The 26,310-nt window shown below is 72.4% G+C and carries 26 protein-coding genes, 2 tRNA genes and 1 other RNA gene; 17 read left to right on the top strand and 12 right to left on the bottom strand.

Going from position 1 to position 26,310, the window contains the following annotated elements; translation table 11 throughout:
* Positions 1–10: 10 nt before the first annotated feature.
* Entirely contained in the window at positions 11–1,681 is a 1,671-nt protein-coding gene (locus tag CLT75_RS23030; RefSeq protein ID WP_135242423.1) for a DUF885 domain-containing protein, read from the bottom strand.
* Between the two features lie 73 nt (positions 1,682–1,754).
* On the opposite strand from CLT75_RS23030, the gene CLT75_RS23025 reads away from it, so the two are divergent.
* Positions 1,755–2,729 (top strand): DMT family transporter, encoded by a 975-nt coding sequence (locus CLT75_RS23025; protein WP_209310371.1) that lies wholly within the window; start codon positions 1,755–1,757, stop codon positions 2,727–2,729.
* A 3-nt stretch (positions 2,730–2,732) separates the two neighbouring features.
* On the opposite strand, the gene CLT75_RS23020 is transcribed toward CLT75_RS23025, so the two are convergent.
* Positions 2,733–3,803: a PHP domain-containing protein gene (locus CLT75_RS23020; protein ID WP_135242421.1), complete on the bottom strand. Its 1,071-nt coding sequence runs from the start codon at positions 3,801–3,803 to the stop codon at positions 2,733–2,735.
* A 71-nt stretch (positions 3,804–3,874) separates the two neighbouring features.
* Entirely contained in the window at positions 3,875–4,606 is a 732-nt protein-coding gene (locus CLT75_RS23015) for a M23 family metallopeptidase (protein ID WP_135242420.1), read from the bottom strand.
* A gap of 171 nt (positions 4,607–4,777) precedes the next feature.
* Between CLT75_RS23015 and CLT75_RS23010 the strand changes: the two genes are divergently transcribed.
* The 4 genes from CLT75_RS23010 to CLT75_RS23000 all read left to right on the top strand — a co-directional run bounded on the left by CLT75_RS23010 (position 4,778) and on the right by CLT75_RS23000 (position 6,580).
* Positions 4,778–5,074, top strand: coding sequence for a hypothetical protein (locus CLT75_RS23010; protein ID WP_135244102.1), 297 nt, complete (start codon positions 4,778–4,780; stop codon positions 5,072–5,074).
* Positions 5,075–5,146: 72 nt separating this feature from the next.
* Positions 5,147–5,317, top strand: a complete 171-nt coding sequence (locus tag CLT75_RS32750) for a hypothetical protein (protein WP_166457820.1) — start codon at positions 5,147–5,149, stop codon at positions 5,315–5,317.
* Between the two features lie 122 nt (positions 5,318–5,439).
* The gene (locus tag CLT75_RS23005) at positions 5,440–5,964 is read left to right on the top strand and encodes a tRNA adenosine deaminase-associated protein (protein ID WP_135242419.1); all 525 of its coding nucleotides are present in this window, start codon (positions 5,440–5,442) and stop codon (positions 5,962–5,964) included.
* A 148-nt stretch (positions 5,965–6,112) separates the two neighbouring features.
* Complete coding sequence (locus tag CLT75_RS23000) at positions 6,113–6,580, top strand: nucleoside deaminase (protein ID WP_486485360.1); 468 nt, start codon at positions 6,113–6,115, stop codon at positions 6,578–6,580.
* A gap of 11 nt (positions 6,581–6,591) precedes the next feature.
* Here CLT75_RS23000 and CLT75_RS22995 read toward each other — a convergent pair whose 3' ends face one another.
* The 3 genes from CLT75_RS22995 to deoD all read right to left on the bottom strand — a co-directional run bounded on the left by CLT75_RS22995 (position 6,592) and on the right by deoD (position 8,514).
* Complete coding sequence (locus tag CLT75_RS22995) at positions 6,592–7,059, bottom strand: thioesterase family protein (protein WP_135242417.1); 468 nt, start codon at positions 7,057–7,059, stop codon at positions 6,592–6,594.
* Positions 7,056–7,694 carry a TetR/AcrR family transcriptional regulator gene (locus tag CLT75_RS22990; protein WP_135242416.1) on the bottom strand — a complete coding sequence of 213 codons (639 nt, stop codon included), beginning with the start codon at positions 7,692–7,694 and terminating at the stop codon, positions 7,056–7,058. Before CLT75_RS22990 ends, CLT75_RS22995 begins: the two co-directional genes overlap by 4 nt.
* Before the next feature lie 112 nt (positions 7,695–7,806).
* Positions 7,807–8,514 carry a purine-nucleoside phosphorylase gene (deoD, locus tag CLT75_RS22985; RefSeq protein WP_013289061.1) on the bottom strand — a complete coding sequence of 236 codons (708 nt, stop codon included), beginning with the start codon at positions 8,512–8,514 and terminating at the stop codon, positions 7,807–7,809.
* Positions 8,515–8,589: 75 nt separating this feature from the next.
* Here deoD and CLT75_RS22980 point away from each other — a divergent pair.
* Positions 8,590–8,676, top strand: a tRNA-Ser gene (locus CLT75_RS22980).
* 68 nt (positions 8,677–8,744) lie between these two features.
* Here CLT75_RS22980 and CLT75_RS22975 read toward each other — a convergent pair.
* From CLT75_RS22975 to CLT75_RS22965, 3 genes are all read right to left on the bottom strand, one after another.
* Complete coding sequence (locus CLT75_RS22975; RefSeq protein WP_135242415.1) at positions 8,745–11,168, bottom strand: hypothetical protein; 2,424 nt, start codon at positions 11,166–11,168, stop codon at positions 8,745–8,747.
* 165 nt (positions 11,169–11,333) lie between these two features.
* The gene (locus CLT75_RS22970) at positions 11,334–11,855 is read right to left on the bottom strand and encodes a hypothetical protein (RefSeq protein ID WP_135242414.1); all 522 of its coding nucleotides are present in this window, start codon (positions 11,853–11,855) and stop codon (positions 11,334–11,336) included.
* Entirely contained in the window at positions 11,852–12,466 is a 615-nt protein-coding gene (locus CLT75_RS22965; RefSeq protein ID WP_135242413.1) for a hypothetical protein, read from the bottom strand. The genes CLT75_RS22970 and CLT75_RS22965 overlap by 4 nt, the downstream gene beginning before the upstream one ends.
* Before the next feature lie 232 nt (positions 12,467–12,698).
* Between CLT75_RS22965 and CLT75_RS22960 the strand changes: the two genes are divergently transcribed.
* Together CLT75_RS22960 and CLT75_RS22955 are read left to right on the top strand one after the other, a co-directional pair.
* Positions 12,699–13,031: a YciI family protein gene (locus CLT75_RS22960; RefSeq protein WP_135242412.1), complete on the top strand. Its 333-nt coding sequence runs from the start codon at positions 12,699–12,701 to the stop codon at positions 13,029–13,031.
* Positions 13,028–14,248: an RNA polymerase sigma factor gene (locus CLT75_RS22955; RefSeq protein ID WP_135242411.1), complete on the top strand. Its 1,221-nt coding sequence runs from the start codon at positions 13,028–13,030 to the stop codon at positions 14,246–14,248. Before CLT75_RS22960 ends, CLT75_RS22955 begins: the two co-directional genes overlap by 4 nt.
* Before the next feature lie 64 nt (positions 14,249–14,312).
* On the opposite strand, the gene CLT75_RS22950 is transcribed toward CLT75_RS22955, so the two are convergent.
* Positions 14,313–14,397: transfer RNA gene (locus CLT75_RS22950), tRNA-Ser, on the bottom strand.
* An 81-nt stretch (positions 14,398–14,478) separates the two neighbouring features.
* Here CLT75_RS22950 and ffs point away from each other — a divergent pair.
* From ffs to CLT75_RS22905, 9 genes are all read left to right on the top strand, one after another.
* Positions 14,479–14,568, top strand: an RNA gene (gene ffs, locus CLT75_RS22945) — signal recognition particle sRNA small type.
* Positions 14,569–14,675: 107 nt separating this feature from the next.
* The gene (locus CLT75_RS22940; RefSeq protein WP_135242410.1) at positions 14,676–17,771 is read left to right on the top strand and encodes a DNA polymerase III subunit gamma and tau; all 3,096 of its coding nucleotides are present in this window, start codon (positions 14,676–14,678) and stop codon (positions 17,769–17,771) included.
* 108 nt (positions 17,772–17,879) lie between these two features.
* Positions 17,880–18,188 (top strand): YbaB/EbfC family nucleoid-associated protein, encoded by a 309-nt coding sequence (locus CLT75_RS22935; RefSeq protein WP_013289051.1) that lies wholly within the window; start codon positions 17,880–17,882, stop codon positions 18,186–18,188.
* An 8-nt stretch (positions 18,189–18,196) separates the two neighbouring features.
* On the top strand, positions 18,197–18,790 hold the full coding sequence (recR, locus tag CLT75_RS22930) for a recombination mediator RecR (protein WP_013289050.1): 594 nt from the start codon (positions 18,197–18,199) through the stop codon (positions 18,788–18,790).
* Positions 18,791–19,112: 322 nt separating this feature from the next.
* Positions 19,113–20,774, top strand: a complete 1,662-nt coding sequence (locus CLT75_RS22925; RefSeq protein WP_135242409.1) for an ABC transporter substrate-binding protein — start codon at positions 19,113–19,115, stop codon at positions 20,772–20,774.
* 78 nt (positions 20,775–20,852) lie between these two features.
* Positions 20,853–21,857 (top strand): ABC transporter permease, encoded by a 1,005-nt coding sequence (locus CLT75_RS22920; protein ID WP_135242408.1) that lies wholly within the window; start codon positions 20,853–20,855, stop codon positions 21,855–21,857.
* The gene (locus CLT75_RS22915; RefSeq protein ID WP_135242407.1) at positions 21,854–22,822 is read left to right on the top strand and encodes an ABC transporter permease; all 969 of its coding nucleotides are present in this window, start codon (positions 21,854–21,856) and stop codon (positions 22,820–22,822) included. The genes CLT75_RS22920 and CLT75_RS22915 overlap by 4 nt, the downstream gene beginning before the upstream one ends.
* Positions 22,823–22,833: 11 nt before the next feature.
* Entirely contained in the window at positions 22,834–23,949 is a 1,116-nt protein-coding gene (locus CLT75_RS22910; protein WP_135242406.1) for an ABC transporter ATP-binding protein, read from the top strand.
* Complete coding sequence (locus tag CLT75_RS22905; protein ID WP_030273815.1) at positions 23,946–25,049, top strand: ABC transporter ATP-binding protein; 1,104 nt, start codon at positions 23,946–23,948, stop codon at positions 25,047–25,049. Before CLT75_RS22910 ends, CLT75_RS22905 begins: the two co-directional genes overlap by 4 nt.
* A gap of 52 nt (positions 25,050–25,101) precedes the next feature.
* On the opposite strand, the gene CLT75_RS22900 is transcribed toward CLT75_RS22905, so the two are convergent.
* Both CLT75_RS22900 and CLT75_RS22895 read right to left on the bottom strand, forming a co-directional pair.
* Entirely contained in the window at positions 25,102–25,563 is a 462-nt protein-coding gene (locus tag CLT75_RS22900) for a hypothetical protein (RefSeq protein WP_135242405.1), read from the bottom strand.
* A complete protein-coding gene (locus CLT75_RS22895; RefSeq protein WP_135242404.1) occupies positions 25,545–26,204 on the bottom strand; it encodes an HNH endonuclease family protein in 660 nt (219 codons plus the stop codon). The genes CLT75_RS22900 and CLT75_RS22895 overlap by 19 nt, the downstream gene beginning before the upstream one ends.
* Positions 26,205–26,310: the final 106 nt, after the last annotated feature.

The raw sequence follows: 26,310 nt of genomic DNA, 5'->3' as shown, positions 1-26,310 counted from the left end.
GGACCACGGCTCAGAGCCGGGCCAGCGCCTTGCGCAGCGGGTCCAGCCCCAGCGAGCCCAGGTCGAGCGCCTGGCGGTGGAACTCCTTGAGGTCGAAGTCGGCGCCCTTGCGCGCCTTCGCGTCCTCCCGGGCCTGCAACCAGATCCGCTCGCCCACCTTGTACGACGGGGCCTGCCCGGGCCAGCCCAGGTAGCGGTTCAGCTCGAAGCGCAGGTTCTCGTCCGGCACCCGGCAGTGCGCCCGCATGAACTCCCAGCCCAGCTCCGGCGTCCACCGCTCGCCCGGGTGGAAGCCGAACGGGTTGTCCTTCGGGATCTCCAGCTCCAGGTGCATGCCGATGTCCACGATGACCCGGGCCGCGCGCAGCGCCTGCCCGTCGAGCATGCCGAGCCGGTCACCCGGGTCGTCGAGGTAGCCCAGCTCGTCCATCAGCCGCTCCGAGTAGAGCGCCCAGCCCTCGCCGTGCCCGGAGACCCAGCACAGCAGCCGCTGCCAGCGGTTGAGCAGGTCGGCCCGGACGGCGGTCTGGGCGACCTGGAGGTGGTGACCCGGCACGCCCTCGTGGTAGACGGTGGTCACCTCGCGCCAGGTGGAGAAGTCGGTGATGCCCTGCGGCACCGCCCACCACATCCGTCCCGGCCGGGAGAAGTCCTCGCTCGGGCCGGTGTAGTAGATGGCGCCGTCGCTCGTCGGCGCGAGGCAGCACTCGATCCGGCGTACCTGCTCGGGGATGTCGAAGTGGGTGCCGTTCAGCTCGGTGATCGCCCTGTCGGCGAGCGCCTGCATCCAGTCCCGGAACGCCTCCTTGCCGCGTACCGTCCGCGCCGGGTCGGCGTCGAGCGCGCGTACCGCGTCGTCGACCGAGGCGCCGCGTCCGGCGATCCGCGCGGCCACCGCGCGCATCTCGGCCTCCAGCCGGGCCAGCTCGGCGAAACCCCAGGCGTACGTCTCGTCCAGATCGACCTTCGCGCCGAGGAAGTACTGCGAGGCCAGCTCGTAGCGCTCCCGCCCGGCGGCCTGCTTCTCCCGGCCCACCGGCGCCAGCTCGGTGCGCAGGAACTGCCCGAACTCGGCGGTGGCGGCGGTCGCGGCGGCGGCGCCCTTGCGCAGCTCCGCGCCGAGCGCGCCGTCGGCGTCGATCCGTTCGACCAGCCCGTGGAAGAAGTTGTCGCCCTCCGGGTCGACCCAGACGTCGCACTGCTTGGCGACCTCGACGAGCTGCACCCGCGAGCTGACCCGTCCCGCCGCGGCGGCCTCGCGCAGCGTGCGCTTGTAGCCGTCCAGCGCGGACGCGAAGCGGTTGAGCCGCGCGGCCACGTTCGCCCGGGCCTCCTCGCCGTCGGTCGGCATGAGGTCGAAGACCATCCGGATCTCGTGCAGTCCGCTCGCGATCACGTTGACCTCGCTGCCGGTCTCGCCCGCGTCGTGGCGGGCCAGCTCCAGGCCGAGACGTTCCTGCATGGCCTCCTGGGCGGTCCGCTCCGCCTCGGTCTCCGGCTCGGTCACGTCGAGTTCGCCGAGCGTGCGACGGGCCAGTTCGGCGCGGGCGGCGTAACCCTCGGGCGACAGGTCGTCGAGCTGGTCGTCGTAGCCGGCGATGCCGACGTAGGTGGCGCCGGTCGGGCTCAGCGGAGCCCACTCGGCCACGTACCGGTTGGCGAGGTCATCGATTCGTCCCACGAGGCGACCCTACGTGACGCCGCATCCGGAATACCGCGCGACTTCGTCGTACCTCTGCGGCAGAGTGTCAGGGGTGAACGTCGAGATCACTCCTGACCGCGCGCCGGTGCGCAGCTGGCTGCCCGGGTTCGTCGCGCTCGCCGCCATCTGGGGTTCCAGCTTCCTGTTCATCAAGGTCGGCGTGACCGAGCTGCACCCCGTGCACCTCACCCTCTACCGGGTGGCCACCGGCGCGCTGACGCTGCTCGTGGTGCTCGCGGTGCTGCGCGACCGGCTGCCCCGCGACCTCCGCGTCTGGGGGCACATGCTCGTGGTGGCCGCGTTCGGCGTCGCGGTGCCGTTCACCCTGTTCGGCTACGGCGAGCAGCGGGTCGAGTCGATGCTCGCCGGCATCTGGAACGCCACCACGCCGCTGATCGTGCTGCCGCTGGCGGTGCTGGTGTTCCGCACCGAGCGGCTGACCGCCCGGCGTGCGGTCGGGCTGGGGCTGGGCTTCGTCGGCGTGCTCGTGGTGCTCGGCGTCTGGGAGGGCGTCGGTGGCGCCCACTTCGTCGGCCAGCTCATGTGCTTCGGCGCGGCGGCCTGCTACGGGCTGGCCATTCCGTACCAGAAGAAGTTCGTCGCGGGCAGTGCGTACTCCGGTCTGTCGCTGTCGGCGGCGCAGCTGCTGGTGGCGACCGCGCAGCTCGCGCTCGTCGCGCCGTTCGTCGGCACGCCGCCGTCACCGATCGGCCTCTCCCCGCGCGTGGCGGCGAGCGTGCTGGCGCTCGGCGCGCTCGGCACCGGGCTCGCCTTCGTCATCAACATGCGCAACATCCGGCTGGCCGGGGCCAGCACGGCGTCCACCGTGACCTACCTGATCCCGGTGTTCGCGGTGCTCGTCGGCGCGGTGGTGCTGGGCGAGCGGATGAACTGGCACCAGCCGGTCGGCGCGTTCGTGGTGCTCGTCGGCGTCGCGGTCGCCCAGGGCCTGTTCGGGCGGCGCCGCCCGCGCCCGGAGGCGGTCGCGCCCGCAGTCCGCGCCGCCGAGCCGGCCGCCCGGGGCTGACGGTCAGCTACGGCCGGCCGTCCACTTCACCAGACGGTCGGCCGTCCAGGTGTTCACCACCTGCTTCGCCGGTACGCCGCACAGCGCGGCCCGCTCGCAGCCGAACCGCTGCCAGTCGAGCTGGCCCGGCGCGTGCGCGTCGGTGTCGATGGCGAACCGGCACCCGGCCTCCAGCGCGAGGCGGATCAGCCGCTTCGGCGGATCCTGCCGCTCCGGCCGGGAGTTGATCTCGACGGCCACGTCGTGCTCCGCGCAGGCGGCGAAGACGGCCTCCGCGTCGAACTCGCTCTCCTTGCGGGTACGCGCCCGGTGCCCCCGGTCCCCGGGCCCGGTCACCCCGGCGGGCCGGGAGGAGACCATCCGGCCGGTGCAGTGGCCGAGGATGTCCAGGTGCGGGTTCGCGATCGCGGTCAGCATCCGGCGGGTCATCTTCGCCCGGTCGTCGTTGAGGCCGCTGTGCACCGAGCCGACCACCACGTCCAGGCGGGCCAGCAGGTCCTCGTCCTGGTCGAGCGAGCCGTCCGCGAGGATGTCCACCTCGATGCCGGTGAGGAGACGGAAGCCCTTCGGCAGCGCCTCGTTGACGGCCGCGACGTGGTCGAGCTGCTTGCGCAGCCGCTCCGCGGTCAGGCCGCGGGCCACGGTGAGTCGCGGCGAGTGGTCGGTGAGCACCAGGTACTCGTGGCCCAGCTCGACCGCGGCCAGCGCCATCTCCTCGATCGGCGAGCCGCCGTCGGACCAGTCCGAGTGGGTGTGGCACTCGCCGCGCAGCGCGTCCCGCAGCTTCGCCGCCGCCTCGTCCAGGTCGGTGCCCTCCGTCGCCAGCAACCGGCGCAGGTAGACCGGCTCCTCGCCGGCCAGCGACTCGGCCACGCAGCGCGCGGTCACGTCACCGACGCCGGACAGCTCGGTCAGCTTGCCGGTGCGGGCCCGCTCGGCCACCTCGGCGGCGGGCAGCGCGCCGAGCGTCTTCGCCGCCGACCGGAACGCCCGCACCCGGTACGTGGCCTCGTTGGCCCGTTCCAGCAGGAACGCGATCCGGCGCAGGTCGGCGATGGGATCCCGGGCACTCATGTCCTGGAACCTACGCGCATTCGCCGCCCGCCGGGTGACCCCGCACCGCGAGCCGGTCAGCCGCCGCGCGCCTACCGGCCGGGCGCGGCCGGGCAGCCGTGCTTGCGCTGCCAGGTGGTGACCTCGGCGACCGGCGAGCGGTTGCCGCCCTTGCGCCACGAGTTCAGGTACGGCGCCGGCCAGACCACGCCCCGGCGGATCCACCAGTCGTCCTTGCCCGTGCACTTCGGGGAGAGTCCGAAGTGCAGGTGGCAGACGTTGTTGGCGTTGCCGGTGCGGCCCACCTCGCCGAGCTGCTGCCCGGCGCGTACGCGTACCCCGGCGTCGACACCGGCGGCGATCGCGCTCAGGTGCGAACCGTAGTAGCGCACCCCGTCGTCACCGAGCAGCGAGACGGAGAGCCCGCCGTTGTTCGGGCCCAGCGGACCACGCTTGTCGAACCTGTCGACGCGGCTCACCTCCAGCACCACGCCGTCGGTGACCGCCACCACCGGTTCCCCGCAGTCGGCGAACACGTCGGTGCCCGGGTAGCCGCCGTGCGTCGGGTGGTAGTCGACGTTGCCGGCCCGTACCGGGAAGACCCGCTTCACGTCGGCGCGCGCCGGCGACGGCGCGGACGACGAGGAGGCGGCCGGCGGCGGGGCCGGATCGGCGGGCTGCGCCGCAGTCGCCACCGCGCTCGGTTCCTGCCACCTGTCGGCGCGCCCGGTGGAGGCGCCGCACCCCCCGGCGGCGAGCGCCGCGACGAGCAGCAGGACCGGGTACGCCGGCCGCGTCCGGCGTCCGATCGATGGCGAGCGCATCCGGTCATCCTGACAGACCACTACCGTAGGGACGAATGCCGAGCGCGGGACGGGTGATCCGGGAAGGGGGCGGCGGTGACGCACGGATGGCACGGCGGACCCGAGAGGACCGGTCCGGGGGCGTTCCCGCCACCGCGTACGCCCTCCGGGCTGTTCCCGTCGAGCACGTCGATGCGGCCCAGCTACCGCGAGCCGTACCCGATCACCGGCGCCGGCGTCGCAGCCGGCGCGCTCGTCGCGTTCGCCTGGTTGCTGTTGTTCGGGCTGCTCGGCGGCGGCGTGGCCGGATACGCCTGGTGGACGCTGCTGGCCGGCGGCCTGGCGTGGGTGGCCGCCGGGGTGCTGGTCCGTCACGGCGACCGGGGGGTGGCGACGGGCGTCGCGATCGTCACCGCCGGTGGCTGGAGCATCGCCGCCGCGATCGTCGCGATGCGCTGGGCGCAGACCGGAGACTGGCCGCTCTGGTGACCTTCGGTGCCGGTTTCGCTGCGTAGCGAAGGCCACCTTGACGTACGCGTGAGGACGGTCCACGCTCGCGGTATGGCCTGGACCACACCGCCGCGGCTCGACCCCGAGCGGAGCCGCCGCCGCCTGCAACTCCTCGCTGAGTTGGCCGGTGCCCGTGCGGTGCAGCAGCGGCAACGGCCGCAGCGGGCCCGCACCGAGCGACTGCGCCAACTCATCGCCACCCGCCGGCGCGTCGTCGGCTGACCGGCTTTCTCTTCAGGAACGGCCGGCCCATACGGGGCGTTGACCGCTCGCCTGCCGACCCGACCGGTTAACGTGCATCGCGTGACGTGTCGGCGTGCTGCCGAGGCTGATTTGGGGGGACCGTGTCGTACTTCGCTGCTGCCGTGGCGCGCGTCGACGGCGGCTGGACCGCCGGTGAGGTGAGCCTGCGCGGCGTCACCGACATCGAGGAGGTGGCCGACCGGCTGCGCGACGTCGAGCCGGACGCCGACCTCTCGCTGCTGTTCGTCGAGGCCGACGACACGTACCTGGTCATCCTGCGCCTGGACGAGGGGGAGGACCTGCGGGTCTTCGGCTCGGACTCGGCGTACGCGGAGGAGTCCCGGCTGGGCGCGCTGCTGGTCGGCGACCTGAAGACCTCGGTGACCGGGCTGGAGGAGGTCGACGAGCCGCGCGCCTCCACCGGCGACGACGACACCGAGCAGCCCGCTGTGGACCCGGAGGCCGACCCGGTCGGCGACGCGGACCTGCTGGCCGACCTGGGCATCCCGGCGCAGAAGCTGCTGGCGCTCTGCGCGCACGAGGGCTCCATGCCTGCGGACGTGACAGCCGAGATCTGCCAGGTGCTCGGCTGCGTGGACGAGGTCGAGGAGCTGCGTGAGGTCTGAGCCCGGGGAGTCCCTGACGCCCGGCGCCGCCGAACCGGCAGACGCGACCGATCCGTCGCTGGAGACCGTACGCCCGGGGCAGCCCACCCCCGGCCGGGCCGCGCGCGTCGGTCCCGGCGCCGACGAGGCGCTCGCCGACCCGGGCGCGGTGGGCCGCCGGCAGCGGCACGAGCTGTGGATGCGCCGTGCCCTTGAGGTCGCGGTGACCGGCCCGGACGGCGCGACCCCCGACGCCGACGACGTGCCGGTCGGCGCGGTGCTCTACGGTCCCGACGGCGCCGAGCTGGCGATCGGGCGCAACGAGCGGGAGCTGACCGGCGACCCGACCGCGCACGCCGAGGTGCTGGCGCTGCGGCGGGCCGCGCAGCGGTTGGGCCGGTGGCGGCTGGACGACTGCACGCTCGTGGTGACGCTCGAACCGTGCGCCATGTGCGCCGGGGCGATCGCCCTGGCCCGCGTCTCGACAGTGGTGTTCGGCGCGTGGGAACCCAAGACCGGCGCCGTCGGGTCACTTTGGGACGTGCTGCGCGACCGCCGCGTCACGCACCGCCCCGAGGTGTACGGGGGCGTGCTGGAACGCGAGAGTGCGGCGTTGCTGCGCGCCTTCTTCCGCTGACCGCCCGGTTTTCAGGCGTCGGCCGGCGTCGGGCGGAGCAGCGTCGCGGCGACCGCTTGGCCGACCTCGGTCCAGGCGGTCGGGCGCAGCGTGGCCGGGTCCAGCCGGACGATCGACCGGGTGCCGGTGGCGTGCACGGTCGCGCCGTCGGTCGAGCGGAACTCGAAGGCGTAGCGGGCGCTGCTGGTGCCGAAGTGCTCCAGCCAGAAGTGCACCGCCACCGTGCCGACACCGACGACCGGCGCCTGGTAGGTGATGGTGAACTCGCGGACCGCGTGGAACACGTCGGGGGTGGCGTGCACGTCGCCGCGGAAGGCGACGCCGCGCTCGGCCCAGTAGGGCGTCAGCGCGCGTTCCAGCAGCACGGCGTACCGGGCGTTGTGCAGGATGCCCATCGCGTCCAGGTCGTCGAAGTGCACCGGCACGTGCTCGACGTGCCCGAACTCCGCGACCGGCCGGTCGGTGGTGGCGTGGCTCATGACTGGCCTTCCGATAGCAGGGCCGGATCCGGGCAGAGCGCCCGCAGCCGGTTCAGCAGGCCCTGGCGGGCATGCCGGTAGGAGGCGTCCGGGTCGAGCAGCCGGGACCGCATCACCGCGCTGATCCCCAGCGCGTCGATCTCGTACGCGAGCAGCGGCACGTCCAGGTCGGCGGGGAGTTCGCCGAGGTCGACCGCCTCCTGGACGAGGCGCTCCAACAGTGCGGTCCAGCGGGAGAGCGCGTCGGCGAGCCGGTCCCGGACCGGGCCGGGACGGGCGTTGTACTCGAACTCGGTGTTCGCGAAGAAGCAGCCGCCGGGCAGCACCCGCGCGGCGTAGAAGTCGATCCGGGCCTCGTGCAGCGTGCGCAGCCGGCGTACGCCCCGAGGTGCGTGCAGGGCGGGGGCGACGATCATCTCCTGCCACTGCGCCACGGCCCGGTCGACGGTGGCGAGTTGCAGCGCCTCCTTGGAGCGCCAGTGCGCGAAGAGGCCGGACTTGCTCACCTCCAGCCGGTCGGCGAGCTGGGCCAGGGACAGACCGTGCAGGCCGACCTCGGTGGCCAGCGCCACTGCGGTGTCCAGCACCGCGGTGCGGGTGCGGTCGCCACGGGCGACGCGGCCGTCGGAGGTCATGCGATCAGCCTAGGGGAAACAAGCACGACCGGTCGTATTTATTTTTGTGACGACGGTAACGCGTAACCGCCCCGCCACCGAGCGGTGACGGGGCGGCCCTGGATCGATCAGGTCAGGCGATGATGGTGTCCAGCGCGATCTCGACCATCTGGCCGAACGTCTGCTCGCGCTCCTGCGACGTGGTCTTCTCGCCGGTCTTGATGTGGTCGCTGACGGTCAGGATGGTCAGCGCGCGGGCCTTGAAGCGCGCCGCGATCGTGTACAGCGCCGCCGACTCCATCTCCACCGCCAGCACGCCGTAGTCGGCGAGCCTGTCGTACAGGTCCGGCCGGTCCGTGTAGAAGGCGTCCGCCGCCAGGATCGGCCCCACCCGCATGCTGATGCCGCGCCGCTCGGCCACCTCGACCGAGGTACGCAGCAGCCCGAAGTCGGCCACCGGGGCGTAGTCGATCAGCCCGTCGAAGCGCATCCGGTTCATGTTCGAGTCGGTGGACGAGCCGATCGCCGCCACCACGTCCCGCAACTGCAGATCCTCGGTCAGGGCGCCACAGGAGCCGACCCGGATCAGCGACTTCACGCCGTACTCGTTTACCAGCTCGTGGGCGTAGATCGAGGCGGACGGCATGCCCATGCCGGAGCCCTGGACGGACACGTCGACACCGTTCCACCGGCCGGTGAAGCCCAGCATGCCGCGCACCGTCGTGTAGCAGCGGGCCCCCTCCAGGTAGGTCTCCGCGATCCACTTGGCCCGCAGCGGGTCGCCCGGCATCAGGACCCGCTCGGCGATCTCTCCCGGCTCAGCGCCGATGTGCGTACTCATGGCAAAGATCCTGCCAGGCCGGGCCGAGGGATACCGGTTCGGCGTCCAAGCCGGCGGTCCTGTACCCTCGTCGGCGGTGGCGTGTCCGAGTGGCCTAAGGAGCACGCCTCGAAAGCGTGTGAGGGTTTACGCCCTCCGCGGGTTCAAATCCCGCCGCCACCGCTCGTGAACAGCGAGAACGCCCGGTCGATCCGCGAGGATCGGCCGGGCGTTCCGCGTCGGGTCGCCGGTCAGCCCGCGGGCTGGCTCGCGTCCCGGTGGGTGAGCTGGTAGGTGGCGTCGACGGCGTCCGCCTCCAGGACCACCGTGACCGGCCCGGCCGGCAGCGTGCAGGAGATCGTCCGCTCGGTCGAGTACCCGGTCGGCCCGCAGTACCGACGCCCGGCCGAGTCGAACACCGACAGGCGGGCGTCACCGGTGCCGCTGGTCCGCTTCCAGGTGATCGACTCGGTGGCGCCCCGACCGTCGGCCGGGATCGAGAGGCAGACCCCGAATCGCTCCGCGCTCGTCGTCACGGTGGCGCCCGTCGTACCCATCGGAAGCGACGCGCAGGCGGGCGGGCCGTCGGTGCGGGCGAACGCGAGGGAGTACGGCCCGTCGGCGTCGCCGTTGCCCGAGTTGAGCACGACGCGGAACGGCGCCTGGCCCGTCAGCTCGCAGTGGTACTGCCGCAACGAGTACTCGTCGCACACCGAGGCGCCGGTGGAGTCGAACACCCTCATCTCCGGCCAGCCGGCTCCCGTGGCGTCGCCCGGGAACAGTCCGGTGAGAACAGCGCCGGCGGGGCTGCTCAGCTCGAGACAGTCGAACTGTGCGGGAGTGGCGAGCCGCCCTCGCACCGGCGCGTCCTGCCAGCCGTTGTCGGACACCGGCCGGCAGTCGGACGGCGTCCAGGGCAGCACCGCGAGGTGGTACCGCAGGTTGTCGTCGATCACCGCGCTCGGGACGCCGCCGCTGAGCACCAGTGTGTAGCGGCCGGCGGCGGGAACCTTGCACCACTCGTCCGTGCACAGCCGGTGGCCGTCACCGTCGTAGACGTTCGCGTACTGCCGGTAGTTGTCCTCGCCGACCGCCTTGACGCGGAACGTGCCCTCGGGCAGGTCCAGGACGCGGCAGCGGACGCCGGCGAGCGCGCCGGCCGGCGCGGCGTTGTACGCGCCGGGGGTGACAGTCGGGCAGCCGGTCGGATCGTTGAGGTCGCGCACCTGCATCCGGTAGGTCAGGTCGGTGTCGTCGGGCTCCCACCGGGAGAGGTACGAGACGACCCGGAAAGTGCCGGTCGACGGCAGGACGCAGCCGTCCTCCTCCGAGTAGTCGGTGCAGAGCACGGCACCCTGCGCGTCGACCAGCCAGGAGAAGACGTCGTTGTACCGGTCCGGCGCCCGGTAGACCATGACCCGGTCACCGGCCTCGCCCTGGAACGGCTGGCAGTTGGTCTGCACCGGCGAGGTCTGGTGCACGGTCAGCGTGGGCTGGGTCCACGCCATACCGGTGGGGGCGGCGCACCCCTCGGTCCGGTCGAGGCGGGTCGCCGCGACCCGGTAGGTGACGGGCTCCCAGTTCCAGTTCTGCGCGAGCAGCGTGTACGAGCCGGCGACCGGCGCGGTGCAGGATCGCCAGGACTCGTACTCCGCGCACACCTGCCGACCTGAATCGTCGTACACACGCCAGTCGAGGTACTGGTTCGCGTACTGGTCGAAGCGGACGACAAGCGGGCCGGGGGTGGCGACCCGCAGCGCCTGGCAGCTGATGCCCTGGCTCGGCGGGACGCTACCGGTGCCGACAGCCGTCCCGGGGTCACCGAACGTGGCCAACGGCAGGACGGGGCAGCCGACCGCCCGCGAGATCCGCGGCATCTTGAGCGTGTAGGTCGCCTTGTCGCCGTAGCTCTGCTCCAGGAAGAGCCGGTACGGTCCGGGCTCGCCGAGCGTGCACTCCGTGGTGTATCGCACCGTGCACAGCGGCTGGAACTGCCCGTCCAGGATCTTGCCCTCGATGTTCCCGCCGCCGCCCGGGTCGGCCAGGTGCAGGACGGTGCCGGCGCGCTGGGTGAAGGTGAAGCAGCGGGCGGCCAGGCCGGCGGGCAGCGTGCCGCTGCGACCGGCCGAGGCGAAGGAGAAGAAGCTCTCCGAGAGGGTGGCGCAGGTGGAGGGCGTCCGCATCGACTCCGCGGACAGCGAGTAGGCGCCCTGGCCCGTGCCGTACGTGAGGGTGACCGTGATCGTGTAGGTGCCCGCGGCGCCCAGCCGGCACTCCGTCAGGTACGGGCCGGCGAAGCAGGCGCGAGTCCCGTCGGGTCCCTTCACCTCAGCGCCGACGCCGTCACCGGACACCTCGCGGAGGCGGATGAAGAGGGTGTCCTGGTCGACTGTCGAGGTGACCTTCCACGTCTGCGTCGTGTCACCCGTGATCGAGGCGCAGTTCTTGACCTGGCCGAGCGGAAGCTTGCCGCCGCAGGTCACGGTGCCGCTGGTGGCCGTCGCCGACGCTTTGGCCCTGCGGCCCGGGGCGGGAGCGGCGGTGGTGGGTGCCGGGGCCGACGGTGCCGCGGCGGGGCGTGCGGATTCGGTGGTGGTGACGGGCTGCGGCGACGGCTCCGCCGTCGGGGCAGCGGTTGCCGGGCCGCTCAGCAGGCCCGCCGCGGTGGTGCTCACGGCAGCCACTGCCGCCCATCTCGCAAGGTGTCTCCACCATGGATCGGGCACGGTTGTACGCATGCATACTCCCCCGTAGACGTCGCGCGATCTGCGCGAGTGGAGAGATGATTCCATGCGGATCGACCGGCAACAATCGGCTTGTGGACCGTGCTTTCCGGTCGATCAGCAGGGGCCGTAGCCCTCGTCGAAGAGGCGGCGGGCCCAGTCCGCGTACCCGGCGATGATCTCGCGGACGGTGACGCCGTCGTGCAGGAACAGGTACGCGCGGTCGCCGTCGCGGGCGAGCAGCCCGGCGAAGCGGTGACTGCCGGGCGGTGCCGGCAGGTCGACGGCGCCCGGGTACGCGGCGCGGGCCTCGCCGACCGGCGAGCCGGCGCTGATGCCCTCGGGTGTGCTCATCGGGTCGTCGAGCCAGAGCAGGACGAGCCGGTCGTCGACGAAGATCGGGCTGACCGAACCGTGCCCGACCAGCGCGGGCCCGCATGCCTCTTCGTCGGCGCGCAGCACGCCGCGCCGGGTCAGGTCCGCCTCGGTGTCGCCGAACTCCGCGTTGCGCAGGCCCTCCAGACTCACCACCTGGGCGGCGCCGACCGGGCGGGTGGGCCACTGTGGATGAACGCCGCTGCCGGCTGCGGACGCGGCAGCAAGCAGTGCGGCAATAAAGCCGAATTGTCGTAGTTTCATGCAATCCCCCAGTCACCAACGGGACCGGGGCGATGAGGTTGCTGTTGTTGGTCGGATTGGCGTAGTTCCCACTCCTCGGCCAGCTCGTCCCAGTAGTCGGCGGACAGTCCGCGCCGGCCGTGCGCCAGCCAGCCGTCCGTGTCGCGCTCCAGGTGCAGGCCCAGCTCGGCGAACGGGTCGATCCACGCGCCCGGCTCCGCGCCCAGGCGGGCGAGCGCCGTGTTGATCGGCCACTCGGTACGCGGCCGGTCCAGCGCGGCGTCGTACCGCGGGCCCCAGCTCACCTCGCCGCCGAGCCAGACCACGGCCGACTGGTGGCCCAGGCCGCCCGCGAAATCCGCTTCCAGGTACGCCACCGGGCCGCTCCTCGACCAGCGGGCCAGCACCTCCGCCAGCGGCGGCGACAGCACCAGCCGGAACGGGCGCTCGGCGCGCGGCTCGTCGGTGGCGTAGTCCGGCAGGCCGCCGGTCAGCTCCTGCACCAGTTGCGGGGTGACAGGCAGCAGCGCGAAGTCCTGGCGGAGCGCGGCGAGCACCGCGTGGTCCAGGTCGGCGGTCTGCTCGCGAAGCAGCTCGACGTCGGCGACCACGGCGCTGAGCTGGTAACTCATCCGGTCCTCTCGGCGTCCACAGGCTGTGGATGGAACATGTGTACGACGGATCGTCGGGCTCTCGGCGCGCTCGGCGAGTGACGCGACCGATGCCCAACGTACGGGCGCGGCAGCGCTCGCGCATCATCGCGCCCGATACTCGCTCTGCACGGTTGTCGGATCGGGATGGCGGTGTTCGTAGCCGGGGTGACAGCGGCCCGGCCCGCAGCCGACGAGAGTGAAAGAGGAACCGATGGCGCAGTACCTGATCTCCGTACTCGACGACACGACCGGCTCGGCCACCGAGGCGGAGATGGCCGCGATCGGTGAGTTCAACGAGCGGTTGCGAGCCGACGGCCACTGGGTCTTCGCCGGTGGGCTCGCGGCGCCGGAGACGGCCACCGTCGTGGACGCGCGGGGTGGCAGTCCGTTGCTCACCGACGGGCCCTACGCGGAGACGAAGGAGTACGTCGGCGGATTCTGGATCATCGAGGCACCGGACTTCGACGTGGCGCTGCCGCTCGCCGCGCTGGCCTCGCAGCGGTGCAACAGGCGGGTCGAGCTGCGGCCGTTCCTGGGCGCGTGACAGACGTCGGCGAGGCGCTCACCCGGGTCCACCGCCAGGAGTGGGCCCGGGTCGTCGCCACGCTCGCCCGGCGCATCGGTGATCTCGACGTGGCCGAGGAAATGACCGCCGAGGCGTTCGCCGCCGCCGTCGAGCGGTGGTCAGCCGACGGCGTACCGCCGAACCCCGGTGCGTGGCTCACCACCACCGCGTACCGCAGGGCCGTCGACCGGATCCGGCGCGAGAGCCGGCGGGACGACAAACACCGGGAGGCGCTGATGCTGGCCGACGTGCCCGAACCGCTCGGTGTCATCGACGACGACCGGCTCCGCCTGATCTTCACCTGCTGCCATCCGGCGCTGGCCATGGAGGCGCGGGTGGCGCTGACGCTGCGCCTGGTCGGCGGGCTCACCGTGCCGGAGATCGCGCGTGCCTACCTGATTCAGGAGGCCGCCATGGGCAGACGGATCACCCGGGCCAAGACGAAGATCAAGGCGGCCGGGATCCCGTACCGGGTGCCGTCCCGCGAGGACCTCCCGGCCCGGGTCGCCGGCGTGCTCGCCGTCCTGTACCTGATCTTCAACGAGGGCTACCTCGCCTCCGACCCGGGCAAGGAGGCGGTCCGCGCCGATCTCACCGCCGAGGCGATCCGGCTCACCCGCCTGGTCCGTACCCTGCTGCCCGACGACGACGAGGCCACCGGGCTCCTGGCGCTGATGCTGCTCACCGAGGCCCGCCGGCCCGCCCGGGTCTCCGCGACCGGCGAACTCGTCGTCCTCGCCGAGCAGGACCGCAGCGCCTGGGACCGGGAGCTGATCGCCGAGGGACACGCCCTGGTCCGCGCGTGCATCGCCGCCGGCCGTCCGCCGGGCCGCTACCAGATCCTCGCCGCGATAAACGCCGTCCACACCGACGCCCGCGACGCGCGGGACACCGACTGGTCGCAGGTCGCCGCGCTCTACGACCATCTGGTACGCGTCGACCCGTCGCCGATCGTGCGGCTCAACCGGGCCGTGGCGGTCGCCGAACTGGACGGGCCGCAGGTCGCGCTGGCGGAAATGGACGGGTTGCCGCTGGAGGGTTACCACGCGTACCACGCGACGCGTGCCGAGTTGTTGCGGCGGATGGGGCGGGGTGAGGAGGCGCGGGCGGCGTACGACCGGGCGATCGAGCTGGCGGGAAACAGCGCGGAGACGGCGTACCTGAAGCGGCGGCGGGACCAGTTGGGCGGCCGGTGAGGGGTGCCGCGGAGAACGACTCAGGGCCGGTCCCCCCGCGGGTACCGGCCCTGCCATCTGCGAGCGGAGGATACGAGATTCGAACTCGTGAGGGTGTGAACCCAACACGCTTTCCAAGCGTGCGCCCTAGGCCTCTAGGCGAATCCTCCGCGAGCCAGGATACAGGTCCCGCGACGGCGGGCCACCCCACCCTCCCGGAAGATCCACAACCCTTCGGGTAGGCTTGGCGTCACCTCCCGTGCGGCGGTACCTCGTGAACCTCCCCAGGGCCGGAAGGCAGCAAGGATAAGCGAGCTCTGCCGGGTGCACGGGAGGCCTTTCTGTCTCCCGGGCCGGGTAACGTCGCTGCGGGTCGGGTCACGGGGTGGTGGGTGGTCACCCGGGGCCGACCGGCGCAGAATGGCTCGGTCGAGAGGAGGCGGGACGGGTGGCACTGGCCCTTTACCGCAAGTACCGGCCGCGGACGTTCGCCGAGATGATCGGCCAGGAGCAGGTCACCGAGCCGCTGTCGCAGGCGCTGCGCAGCGGGCGGCTCAACCACGCCTACCTCTTCTCCGGTCCGCGGGGCTGCGGCAAGACCTCCAGCGCCCGGATCCTGGCCCGCTCCCTCAACTGCGAGCAGGGCCCCACCCCCGAGCCGTGCGGGCAGTGTGACTCGTGTCGCGGGCTGGCTCCCGACGGCGGCGGCTCGATCGACGTCATCGAGATCGACGCGGCCAGCCACGGTGGTGTCGACGACGCCCGTGAGCTGCGTGAGAAGGCGTTCTTCGCCCCGGCCCGCAGCCGCTTCAAGATCTACATCATCGACGAGGCGCACATGGTCTCGTCGGCCGGCTTCAACGCGCTGCTCAAGCTGGTCGAGGAGCCCCCGGAGTACGTCAAGTTCATCTTCGCCACCACCGAACCGGAGAAGGTCCTCGGCACGATCAAGTCGCGGACCCACCACTACCCGTTCCGGCTGTTCCCGCCGAAGGTGGTCCGTCCCTATCTCGAGCAGCTCTGCGAGGCGGAGGGCGTCAAGGTCGAGTCGGCGGTCTTCCCGCTGGTGGTGCGCGCCGGCGGGGGCAGCATGCGCGACAGCCTCTCCGTACTCGACCAGCTCATCGCGGGGGCCGGCCCGGAGGGCGTCGACTACGCCCGGGCCGCCGCGCTGCTCGGGGTCACCGACGCCGCGCTGATCGACGAGATGTGCGACGCGCTCGCCGCCGGTGACGGCGCCGCCGCGTACGCCACCGTCGACCGGGTCGCCGAGGCCGGGCACGACTCGCGCCGCTTCGCCTCCGACCTGCTGGAACGCCTCCGCGACCTGATCGTCCTGCAGCAGGTGCCGGATGCCGCCGCCAGGGGCCTCATCGACGGCCCGGCCGACCAGATCGAGCGGATGGCCGCCCAGGCGCAGCGCCTCGGCCCGGCCACGCTGTCGCGCTGCGCCGACATCGTGCACAACGGCCTGGTCGAGATGCGCGGCACCACCGCGCCCCGGCTGCTGCTGGAGCTGATCTGCGCACGCATGCTCCTGCCCGGCGCGGACGACTCGTCCGGCGGCCTGCTCCAGCGCCTGGAGCGGATGGAGCGCCGGCTGACGCTCGGGGGCGCCGAGCTGCCGCCGGCCGCCGCCGACTCCGCGCATCCCACCCAGACCCAGGGGGTACGCCCGGCGGCGCCCGCCCCGGGCGCGGCTGCCGCCGCGGTCCACCCGGATTCCGCCGGCACGCCGGCGGCTGCCGGTGCCCCGACCGGGGCCGCCGCCGCACGTGCCGCCGCAGCCGCTGCGGCGGGTGCCCGGAACGCCGCCCCCGGTTCCCGCCCCGGCCCTGCCGTCGGGGCTACCGGCTCCCGTCCCGCCCCGGCGGGTGCGGCTGCCGACTCCGGCCCGGCCGCTGCCGAGTCGGGTCCGCGTCTCGCCCCGGCGGCTACCGAAGCGACCGCGGCTGCCGGGGTCCACCCCGACACGGACGCCGGGTTCCCCGCGTCGGCCGCCTCCGAGCGGGCTGCCGCCGGCTCGACGACTTCCGGTCCGGGCGCTGCCCGACGCCCGGTACCGCCGTCCGCGGTGATGCCCGACCCGGCCACGCCCGAGCCGCCCCGCCCCGGCGCGGCGAATCCGGGCGCGCTCGACGCGGTAGCGGTGCGCCGGGTCTGGCCCGAGGTGGTCGGCAAGGTCAACCGGAGCAACAAGCGGATCGCCGCGCTGATGCGGGACGCGGTGGTACGCGACCTGGACGGCGACACGCTCGTGCTGACCGTGAAGTCGACGGTGCTGGCGAAGATGATGGCCGACCACGCCGCAGTGCTGACCGATGCGCTCTACGAGGAGCTGGGCGGTCGCTGGCAGATCCGCTGCGAGGTGGCCGGCGAGCGCGGCGCGACCTCGCTCGGTGGCCCGTCCCGCCCGTCCGGGTCGAGCCGCGCCCAGGCCGACACCGCGCCCGCCCGCAGCGCGTCCGACAGCGCCCCGACCCGCCCGGCGTCCGGTCTGCCCGGCTCGGCGTCCGACAGCGCCCCGACTCGCCCGGCATCCGGTCCGCCCGGCTCGGCGTCCGACACCGCGCCTGGTCGCCCGGACTCCGGGGCGGCAGGCACCGCCGACGCCGGGTATGGACGGCCCGCCTCAGGTGCGGCAGGCGCCGCGCAGGCGCGCCCCGATTCCGTCCACGCGGACGCCTCCCGTTCGACCGCAGCCGACGCGGGACCGAACCGTCCCGGCTCCGACACCGGACCGGGCCGGCCGGGTTCGGTCCACGCCGGGCCGGGCCGTCCGGACTCCGGCGTCGCCGGACGTGATGCGTCCGGTGGCGCCCCGGGACAGCCGGTGTCCGGCTCGGGCGGCACCGCTGGTAGCCGAGCCACGGGCAACCCGGCCACCGGCAGCCAAGGGGCGGGAAGCCAGGCCGGAGGACCGGCGGGCCGGGGCGGCGCGGGTTCGGCCGACGCCTCGCACCGGACGGCGGCGACCGCTGCCGGTGAGCACGCCGGCGAGGAGGACTGGCCGGAGCCGGCGCGCCCCGGTGGCGCGGCTACCGCCTCGGCCACCGGCACCGCCTCGGCGGCGAGCACCGGGGCTGAGGACTGGCCGGCGGCTGCCCGTCCGGGCGGGGGCACGGCGACCGCTACCGCCCCTGTCGTCGTACCCAAGCCGGCTGGACCTGCGACGGCGCCTGCCACTGGGGCGAGGCCGGCGGGGGCGAAGAACAGCGCGATCGCGGCGGCGCGTGCGGCCGCGGCGGCTGCCGCTGCGGGCGGTGGTCCCGGCAAGGGGCCGCGCGCGGCGCAGCCTGCGCGGAAGACGGCCGATGCCGAGTGGGCGGGTGAGCCGCCCTACGACCCGGACTTCGACGGCCCGGTGCGAGGTGGGGGCGCGCCCGCGGCGGCGCCCGCCTACGAGGGTTTCGACCCGGGCGACGAGCCGCTCGACGACGTGATCGACGAGCGGACCGCCCGGCAGTCGAGCGAGGAGCAGGCGGTGCAGCTGCTGCGCGAGACGTTCGGCGCGGAGAAGATCGACGAGGTGGACGCGCGCTGAGCGCGCGCCGACCGCGATTCAGCGGTGCCGTGGCCCGACTAGGCTGGGCCCGGCCGAGCAGACGAGTGGAAGAAGGAGCGGTCCGTGCGCCCAGGTGGACAGCCGAACATGCAGCAGATGCTGAAGCAGGCGCAGAAGATGCAGCAGCAGATCGCCAAGGCCCAGGCCGAGCTGGCCGAGGCGGAGCTGACCGGCACCGCCGGCGGGGGCCTGGTCACCGCGACGGTCGCCGGTACCGGTGAGCTGAAGGCGATCAAGATCGACCCGAAGGCGGTCGACCCGGAGGACGTCGAGACGCTGGAGGACCTGGTCGTCGCGGCCGTGCACAACGCCGCCGAGGCGGCCCGCGAGCTGACCGAGAAGAAGATGGGCCCGGTCGCGGGCGGCATGGGCGGCCTCGGCCTGTCCGGGTTCTGAGCCGGCAGATGTACGAGGGTGCCATCCAGGATCTGATCGACGAGCTGGGCCGGCTGCCGGGCGTGGGCCCGAAGAGCGCCCAGCGGATCGCGTTCCACGTGCTGTCGGCGGATCCGGCCGACGTGAACCGGCTGGCCGGCGCGCTGCGCAAGGTCAAGGACCTGGTCCGGTTCTGCACGACCTGCTACAACGTGGCCGAGTCGGAGCAGTGCCGGATCTGCCGTGATCCCCGGCGCACCGACGAGGTGCTCTGTGTGGTCGAGGAGCCGAAGGACGTGGTGGCGATCGAGCGGACCGGCGAGTTCCGCGGGCGCTACCACGTGCTCGGCGGCGCGATCAATCCGCTGGAGGGCATCGGCCCGGACAACCTGCGGATCCGTGAGCTGATGACCCGCCTCGGCGGCGGCGAGGTCCGCGAGCTGATCCTCGCCACCGACCCGAACACCGAGGGCGAGGCGACAGCCACCTATCTGGCGCTGATGGTCAAGCCGATGGGGATCGCGGTGACCCGGCTCGCGAGTGGACTGCCGGTCGGCGGCGACCTGGAGTACGCCGACGAGATCACGCTGGGCCGGGCCTTCGAGGGCCGCCGGGCCGTCTGAATCCAGTCGTGCCGCCTCCGGCGGGTGCCCTGCGGGGTGCCCGCCGGACGTGTCTCCGGGCCGGACCGGGATGTCCGTCGATCTGACAGGAACGTGCGTCCGGGACCGGATCGACGTAATAAATTCGGCCTTCTGGCCGACGAAAGTTCGGCGACGCAAGGGATTCCCCTTCGATTCGTATGCCTCGTTGCGGAACAGACACGATTCGATACCAACCCGCCCCCCGCCCGTTTCCGCGCCGTCCCACCGAGGGCTAAGGTCTGCCCACATCGGTGACCCTGTCACCACGTTGTCCGTACCCCCAAGGACGAGGTGAAGCACCATGCGTGCATCCAGGCCGAAGGTCGCAATCGCGGCCGTCGCGGTCGCGGCCCTCGCGGTTGCAGGCTGCGCCGAGAGCGACCGTGAGAGTGGCTCCGGAGATAGCAAGAAGGACACCCTCGTCTTCGGCGTCGCCGGAGACCCGAAGGTGCTCGACCCCAGCTTCGCCAGCGACGGTGAGTCGCTGCGCGTGGCGCGCCAGGTCTTCGAGACCCTGGTCCGTCCGGAGGAGGGCGGCACCAAGGTGACGCCGGGCCTCGCCGAGTCCTGGACGCCGGACGCGGCGGGCACGACCTGGACGTTCAAGCTCCGCTCGGGTGTCAAGTTCCACGACGGCACCGACTTCAACGCCGAGGCCGTCTGCGTCAACTTCAACCGCTGGTACAACGCCAAGGGCCTCATGCAGAGCCCGGACGTGACCGCGTACTGGCAGGACGTCATGGGCGGGTTCGCCAAGAACGAGAACCCGGACCTGCCGCCGAGCCTCTTCAAGTCCTGCACCGCCAAGGACGCCACCACTGTGGACCTGGCGTTCACCCGGGTCTCCAGCAAGATCCCGGCCGCGCTCATGCTGCCGTCGTTCTCGATCCAGAGCCCCAAGGCGATGGAGCAGTACGACGCCAGCAACGTGACCGGCACCGCCGAGGACATCAAGTACCCGGCGTACGCGATGGAGCACCCGACCGGCACCGGCCCGTTCAAGTTCAAGGCGTGGGACATCGCGAACAAGTCGCTCACCATCGAGCGCAACGACGACTACTACGGCGACAAGGCCAAGCTGAAGACCATCATCTTCAAGACGATCTCGGACGAGAACGCCCGCAAGCAGGCGCTCCGCTCGGGTGACATCCAGGGCTACGACCTGGTCGGCCCGGCCGACGTCGAGCCGCTGAAGAAGGAGGGCTTCAACGTCCTCACCCGGCCCGCCTTCAACGTCCTCTACCTGGCGATCAACCAGAAGGGGAACCCGAAGCTGGCCGACCTGAAGGTCCGGCAGGCCATCGCGCACGCGCTGAACCGGCAGGCCCTGGTCGACTCGAAGCTGCCCCCGGGCGCCAAGGTCGCGATGAACTTCATGCCCGACACCGTCGAGGGCTGGAACGGCGACGTCACCAAGTACGACTACGACCCGGCCAAGGCGAAGGCCCTGCTGGCCGAGGCCGGCGCGTCGAACCTGACGCTGAAGTTCCACTACCCGACCGAGGTCACCCGGCCGTACATGCCGAACCCGAAGGACATCTTCGAGCTGCTCTCGGCGGACCTCAAGGCGGTCGGCATCAACGTCCAGGCCATCCCGCTGAAGTGGAGCCCGGACTACCTCAACGCCACCACCTCCGGCAGCAAGCACGACCTGCACTTCCTCGGCTGGACCGGTGACTACGGCGACGCGTACAACTTCATCGGCACCTTCTTCGACCGCCCGAAGGACGAGTGGGGCTTCAACAACGCCCAGCTCTTCGCGCAGTTCAAGGACGCCGACACCACCGCCGACGCGGCGGCCCGGACGGAGAAGTACAAGGCACTGAACAAGTCGATCATGGACTTCCTGCCGGGTGTGCCGATCTCGCACTCCCCGCCGGCGATCGTGTTCGGCAAGGACGTGACCGGGATCAAGGCGAGCCCGCTCACCGACGAGCGGTACGCGACCGCAGAGTTCAAGTGATCTGAAGGCACCGTACGCGGGCGGGCGCTGTGACCACAGCGCCCGCCCGCACCCCTCCGCACACCTTCCGAGGCGCCCGTGTTCCGGTTCATCATCAGACGCCTGCTACAGCTGATACCCACGCTGTTCGGGCTCTCCGTCCTGCTGTTCATCTGGCTCCACCGACTTCCCGGCGGGCCCGAGACCGCGATCCTCGGTGAACGGGGCACGCCCGAGACGCGCGCCGCCATCCGGCGCAACCTCGGCCTCGACGAGCCGATCCTGGTCCAGTACGCCCGCTTCCTGCGGCGGATGATCCGGCTCGACCTCGGCACCTCGACCGGTACGAAGCGGGCGGTCACCACGGAGTTCGTGGAGCGGTTCCCCGGCACCGTCGAGCTGACGATCATGGCCATGGTGCTCGCGGTCGGCATCGGTATCCCGCTCGGCTACCTGGCCGCCCGCCGCCGGGGCCGGTTCCTCGACCACGCCTCGGTCGGCGGATCGCTCATCGGCATCTGCATCCCGGTCTTCTTCCTGGCGTACGTGCTGAAGGCGATCTTCGCGGAGAACCTGGGCTGGTTCCCCTCCAGCGGCCGGCAGGACCCGACCATCGGGGCGACCCGGGTCACCAACTTCTTCGTCATCGACGGGCTCATGACCCGCGAGTGGGACGCGGCCGCCGACGCGCTCTGGCACCTCGTGCTGCCGGGCATCGCGCTCGCCAGCATCCCGCTCGCGATCATCGTCCGGATCACCCGGGCCAGCGTGCTGGAGGTCCTCAACGAGGACTTCGTCCGCACCGCCGAGGCCAAGGGCCTGACCGAGCGGACCGTCCGCCGCCGGCACGTGCTGCGCAACGCCATGCTCCCGGTGGCCACCTCGATCGGTCTCCAGACCGGTCTCCTGCTCTCCGGCGCGGTGCTCACCGAGACCGTGTTCGCGTTCAGCGGCATCGGCGCGTTCGTCGCCGAGTCGATCAGTCAGCGCGACTACCCGGTGCTGATGGGCTTCATCATGATCATTGCGGTGGTGTACGTGCTGGTGAATCTCCTGGTCGACCTCTCCTACAGCGTGATCGACCCGAGGGTGAGGGTGCGATGACCATCACCACCGGCAAGAAGCGCGAGAAGATCGACCGGCTCGCCGAGCTGGCCGCCCGCGACGACGAGCAGGGGGTGAGCCTCTGGAAGGAGGCGTTCCGCCGGCTGCGCCGCAACCCGGCTGCCGTCATCGGCGTGGTCATCCTGGCGATCTTCGTCCTGGTCGCGGTCATCGGGCCGTTCCTCGTCCCGTACAGCCCGACCGACTCCATCGGCATCCGCGAGGGCCTGGTCAAGTCCGGCCAGGGCATCATCCCGGGCGCCTCCGCCGACCACTGGCTCGGCTTCGACCACCAGGGCCGGGACGAGTTCAGCCGGCTCATCGTCGGGGCCCGGCAGACGCTGCTCGTCGGCGTCGTGTCCACCCTGATCGGCCTCGCGGTCGGCGCGCTGATCGGCGGCGTCGCCGGTGCCGCGGCCGGCCTCGGCGGCCGCTGGGGCCGCTGGATCGACACCACCCTGATGCGCTTCATCGACATGCTGCTGGCCATGCCGAGCCTGCTGCTCGCGGTGAGCATCGCGGCGCTGCTCGGCGCCAGCCTCACCACCGTGATGATCGCCGTCGGTGTGGTGTCCGTGCCGATCTTCGCCCGGCTGCTGCGCGGCTCGATGATCGCGCAGGCCAACAGCGACTACGTACTGGCCGCGACGTCGCTCGGCGTGAAGCGCTCCAAGATCGCCCTCACCCACGTGGTGCCGAACTCGATCGCCCCGGTCATCGTCCAGGCCACGCTGACGCTGGCGACCGCGATCATCGAGGCGGCCGCGCTGTCCTTCCTCGGTCTCGGCAACCCCGACTCGGCCATCCCGGAGTGGGGCGTCATGCTCGCCGACGCGCAGCCGTACCTGGGCATCCGGCCGGGCCTGGCGATCTATCCGGCGCTTGGCATCATCATCACCGCGCTGGGGTTCACCCTGCTCGGTGAGGCGATGCGCGAGGCTCTCGATCCGAAGCTGCGGAAGTAGGTCAGTCAGCCATGGCACTGCTCGAAGTGGACGACCTCTCCGTCACGTTCGCCCGTCGTGGGCAGCGCACCGTGCACGCGGTGGACGGGGTGTCCTTCTCGGTCGACGCCGGTGAGGTGGTCGGCCTGGTCGGCGAGTCCGGCTGCGGCAAGAGCGTCACGTCGCTGGCCATCATGGGCCTGCTGCCCAAGCAGCCGGGCCTGCGGGTCGGCGGCAAGGCGGTCTTCGACGGCACCGACCTGCTCCAGCTCGACGACCGGTCCCGCCGCGACATCCGCGGCCGGGACGTGGCGATGATCTTCCAGGATCCGCTGTCCTCGCTGAACCCGGTCATCCCGATCGGGCTCCAGGTGACCGAGGTGCTGGCCCGGCACCGGGGCATGAAGGGCGAGGCGGCCACCAAGGAGGCCGCCGACCTGCTCGACCGGGTGGGCATCCCGGACCCTCGGCGGCGCCTCAAGGAGTACCCGCACCAGCTCTCCGGCGGCATGCGGCAGCGGGCCCTGATCGCCATGGCTGTCGCCTGCCAGCCCCGGCTGCTGATCGCCGACGAGCCGACCACCGCCCTCGACGTCACCATCCAGGCGCAGATCCTGGAACTGCTGAAGGACCTGGTCCGGGACTCCGGCACCGCACTGGTGATGATCACGCACGACCTCGGCGTGGTGGCCGGCATGTGCGACACCGTCAACGTGCTCTACGCCGGCCGGGTGGTGGAGACGGCCACCCGCCGTCCGCTGTTCCGCCAGCCCCGGCACCCGTACACCGAGGGTCTGCTCGCTTCGGTGCCGCGCCTGGACGCCGGCCGTGGCGAACGGCTGAACCCCATCCCCGGCTCGGTGCGCGACGTGCTGCCCTGGCCGGACGGCTGCGCGTTCGCCCCGCGCTGTGCGCGCCGGGTCGACGAGTGCGTGGGTGAACCGCCGGAACTGGTGCTGACCCACGACGCGCGCAGCTACCGCTGCGTCAACCCCGTGCCGATTCCCGGCCTGACCCCGGAGGCGGACGCCCGCGCGACCGCGCCGACGACCACCGAACCGGGCGCGGTGCCGGCCCAGGCCGAACCGGCCGACCCGCCCGCCGTGCCCGGCTTCGGACCGGCTCCGCGCGAGGAGGAGACCCCGTGAGCGACAACGACATCCTCGTCGAGGTCCGCGACCTGAAGGTGCACTTCCCGATCCGCCGGGGCGTGATCTTCGACCGGACCGTCGGGCACGTCAAGGCGGTCGACGGGGTCGACCTGAGCATCCCGCGCGGCAAGACGTACGGGCTGGTGGGCGAGTCGGGCTGCGGCAAGTCCACGCTGGGCCGGGCGCTGCTCCAGCTCAACCCGCCGACCAGCGGCGAGGTGAAGTTCGACGGCGTCGAGCTGACCACGCTCCCCGCCGGCAAGCTGCGCGCGATGCGCCGCCGGATGCAGATGATCTTCCAGGACCCGATGTCCAGCCTGGACCCCCGGCAGAACGTCGAGTCGATCCTGACCGAGGGCCTCCAGACCCACGGCATCGGCGCCAACCGGGACGACCGGCGGCGGATCATCGGCGAGACGCTCGACGCGGTCGGCCTGCCCAAATGGGCGCTGTCCCGCTACCCGCACGAGTTCTCCGGCGGCCAGCGCCAGCGCATCGGCATCGCCCGCGCCCTCGTCCTCGGCCCGGAGCTGATCGTCGCCGACGAGCCGGTCTCCGCGCTGGACGTGTCGATCCAGGCGCAGGTGGTGAACCTGCTCGACGAACTCCAGGACAGCCTCGGCCTGACCTACCTGGTCATCGCGCACGACCTGGCGGTGGTGCGGCACATCTCCGACATCGTCGGCGTGATGTACCTGGGCGCGCTGGTGGAGGAGGCGCCGAGCGACCGGCTCTACACCGAGCCGCTGCACCCGTACACCCGGGCGCTGATGTCGGCGGTGCCGGTGCCGGACCCCGACGTGGAGGACCGGCGCGAGCGCATCCTGCTCGCCGGTGACCTGCCGTCGCCGGCCAACCCGCCGTCGGGCTGCCGGTTCCACACCCGCTGCCCGTGGGCACAGCCGACCCGCTGCGCCGACGAGCGGCCGGAACTGCGGCAGATCGGCGCCAGCCGGGTGGCCTGCCACTGGGCCGAGCAGATCGCCGCCGGTGAGCTGCGCCCGCACGAGGTGACCGCGAAGATCACCCGGCCGGAGGGTGAGGGCGAGGAACCGGGCGTGGTCTCCGCGCCGAGCGAGCCCGGCTCGTACGTCTGACACGACGAAGCGCGTCCCCACCCGGCCCGGGTGGGGACGCGCTTCTCGTCTGTCAGCCCTCGGGACGGTTGAGCAGGCCCACCGCGATCGTGTGCACGGCGTCCAGCGCGGCCGGGTCGGCCAGCGGCGCGGAACCCCCGGTGACCGCGTACCACTCGTCGGCGTCCTTGTACTGCACCCGCAACGTCACCCGGCCGTCGGCGTGCTCGGTGCGTAGCGTCAACTCGCCGGTCACCACGCCCACCTCGTCGGTCATGACCCCGCCCGGACCGGCGGTGATGTCGGTGGTGCGGTCCGCCGGTCCGCCCGGCGCGCCCCCGGCCGGAGCGCCCGGCACCGCGTCGGCGGTCATGCCCGCCCCGGCCACGTCCGTGGGCTCCGGCTGCCGGCCGTCCGCCGTCATCCCGGCCGAGGCCGGACCGGCCGTCGTCTCCGCGGCCGCCTCCGGGGCCGGTGCGCCGCCTGCCTCCGGCGCCGGTGTGGCGTCCGGCCCGGTCACGGTTTGCTCGCCCATGTGCAGCCCTCCAGCATGTCGGTGAGAGCGGCCTTCTCGGCACTTGTCACAGTCAGCCGCCAGTAGTGCTTGACCGTCACCCAGTCGGCCGCGTACTGACACCAGGACGACCGGTTCGGCGGCTTCCACTGGGACGGATCCTGGTCACCCTTTGCCCGGTTGGACCGCGCCGAAACCGCGATGAGCTGCGGCCGGGTCAGGTCGTTGGCGAAATCGCCGCGCTTCGAGTCGTCCCACTCGTCCGCGCCCGACCGCCACGCGGCGGCCAGCGGCACGGCGTGGTCGATGTCCACGTCCGACGGGTCGTTCAGCACCACACCGTCGTAGACGCTCTCCCACCGGCCGCCCACCACGTTGCAGCCGGACAGCTTGATGCCCTCGCCGTCGCGCTGCAGCACGCTGTCGCGGACGTCGCAGTTCTTGCCGGTGCCGCGCCAGTGCGGGAAGCGGGAACGGCTGTAGCCCTTCATCGACCCGGCCGTGGCCACTGTGAGCTCACCGAGCTGCTTGTTGACGTTCCCGGCGGCGCTCGGCGGCGCCTCCGGCTCGGTGACCGACACGTCGCAGCCGGCCACGCCGAGGGCGAGCACCGCGCTCAGCGCGGCCGCCAGCCCGGCTCGGGCTCCTGATCTCGTACGCACAGACGACACCTCTCCAGCTTGCGTGCTCCGGGCGAGTCCGCACAGTACCCGGCGGCGGTTTCTGCGATTCGTGGCGTCGAGGGTGGGCGGCGGGCAGAGTGGTGAG

The organism is Micromonospora sp. CNZ285, assembly GCF_004637285.1.
The sequence above is the reverse complement of the archived record's forward strand: the minus strand, read 5'-3'. Positions and strand labels throughout refer to the sequence as shown.

What these genes read in the sequence shown, in the direction of transcription:
- CLT75_RS23020 (WP_135242421.1), bottom strand. Translation starts at nt 3,803, where the DNA reads ATGAGTGCCCGGGATCCCATCGCCGACCTGCGCCGGATCGCGTTCCTG.
- CLT75_RS23015 (WP_135242420.1), bottom strand. Translation starts at nt 4,606, where the DNA reads ATGCGCTCGCCATCGATCGGACGCCGGACGCGGCCGGCGTACCCGGTC.
- CLT75_RS23010 (WP_135244102.1), top strand. Translation starts at nt 4,778, where the DNA reads ATGCGGCCCAGCTACCGCGAGCCGTACCCGATCACCGGCGCCGGCGTC.
- CLT75_RS32750 (WP_166457820.1), top strand. Translation starts at nt 5,147, where the DNA reads ATGGCCTGGACCACACCGCCGCGGCTCGACCCCGAGCGGAGCCGCCGC.
- CLT75_RS22995 (WP_135242417.1), bottom strand. Translation starts at nt 7,059, where the DNA reads ATGAGCCACGCCACCACCGACCGGCCGGTCGCGGAGTTCGGGCACGTC.
- CLT75_RS22990 (WP_135242416.1), bottom strand. Translation starts at nt 7,694, where the DNA reads ATGACCTCCGACGGCCGCGTCGCCCGTGGCGACCGCACCCGCACCGCG.
- deoD (WP_013289061.1), bottom strand. Translation starts at nt 8,514, where the DNA reads ATGAGTACGCACATCGGCGCTGAGCCGGGAGAGATCGCCGAGCGGGTC.
- CLT75_RS22970 (WP_135242414.1), bottom strand. Translation starts at nt 11,855, where the DNA reads ATGAAACTACGACAATTCGGCTTTATTGCCGCACTGCTTGCTGCCGCG.
- CLT75_RS22965 (WP_135242413.1), bottom strand. Translation starts at nt 12,466, where the DNA reads ATGAGTTACCAGCTCAGCGCCGTGGTCGCCGACGTCGAGCTGCTTCGC.
- CLT75_RS22960 (WP_135242412.1), top strand. Translation starts at nt 12,699, where the DNA reads ATGGCGCAGTACCTGATCTCCGTACTCGACGACACGACCGGCTCGGCC.
- CLT75_RS22935 (WP_013289051.1), top strand. Translation starts at nt 17,880, where the DNA reads ATGCAGCAGATGCTGAAGCAGGCGCAGAAGATGCAGCAGCAGATCGCC.
- recR (WP_013289050.1), top strand. Translation starts at nt 18,197, where the DNA reads ATGTACGAGGGTGCCATCCAGGATCTGATCGACGAGCTGGGCCGGCTG.
- CLT75_RS22925 (WP_135242409.1), top strand. Translation starts at nt 19,113, where the DNA reads ATGCGTGCATCCAGGCCGAAGGTCGCAATCGCGGCCGTCGCGGTCGCG.
- CLT75_RS22915 (WP_135242407.1), top strand. Translation starts at nt 21,854, where the DNA reads ATGACCATCACCACCGGCAAGAAGCGCGAGAAGATCGACCGGCTCGCC.
- CLT75_RS22910 (WP_135242406.1), top strand. Translation starts at nt 22,834, where the DNA reads ATGGCACTGCTCGAAGTGGACGACCTCTCCGTCACGTTCGCCCGTCGT.
- CLT75_RS22900 (WP_135242405.1), bottom strand. Translation starts at nt 25,563, where the DNA reads ATGGGCGAGCAAACCGTGACCGGGCCGGACGCCACACCGGCGCCGGAG.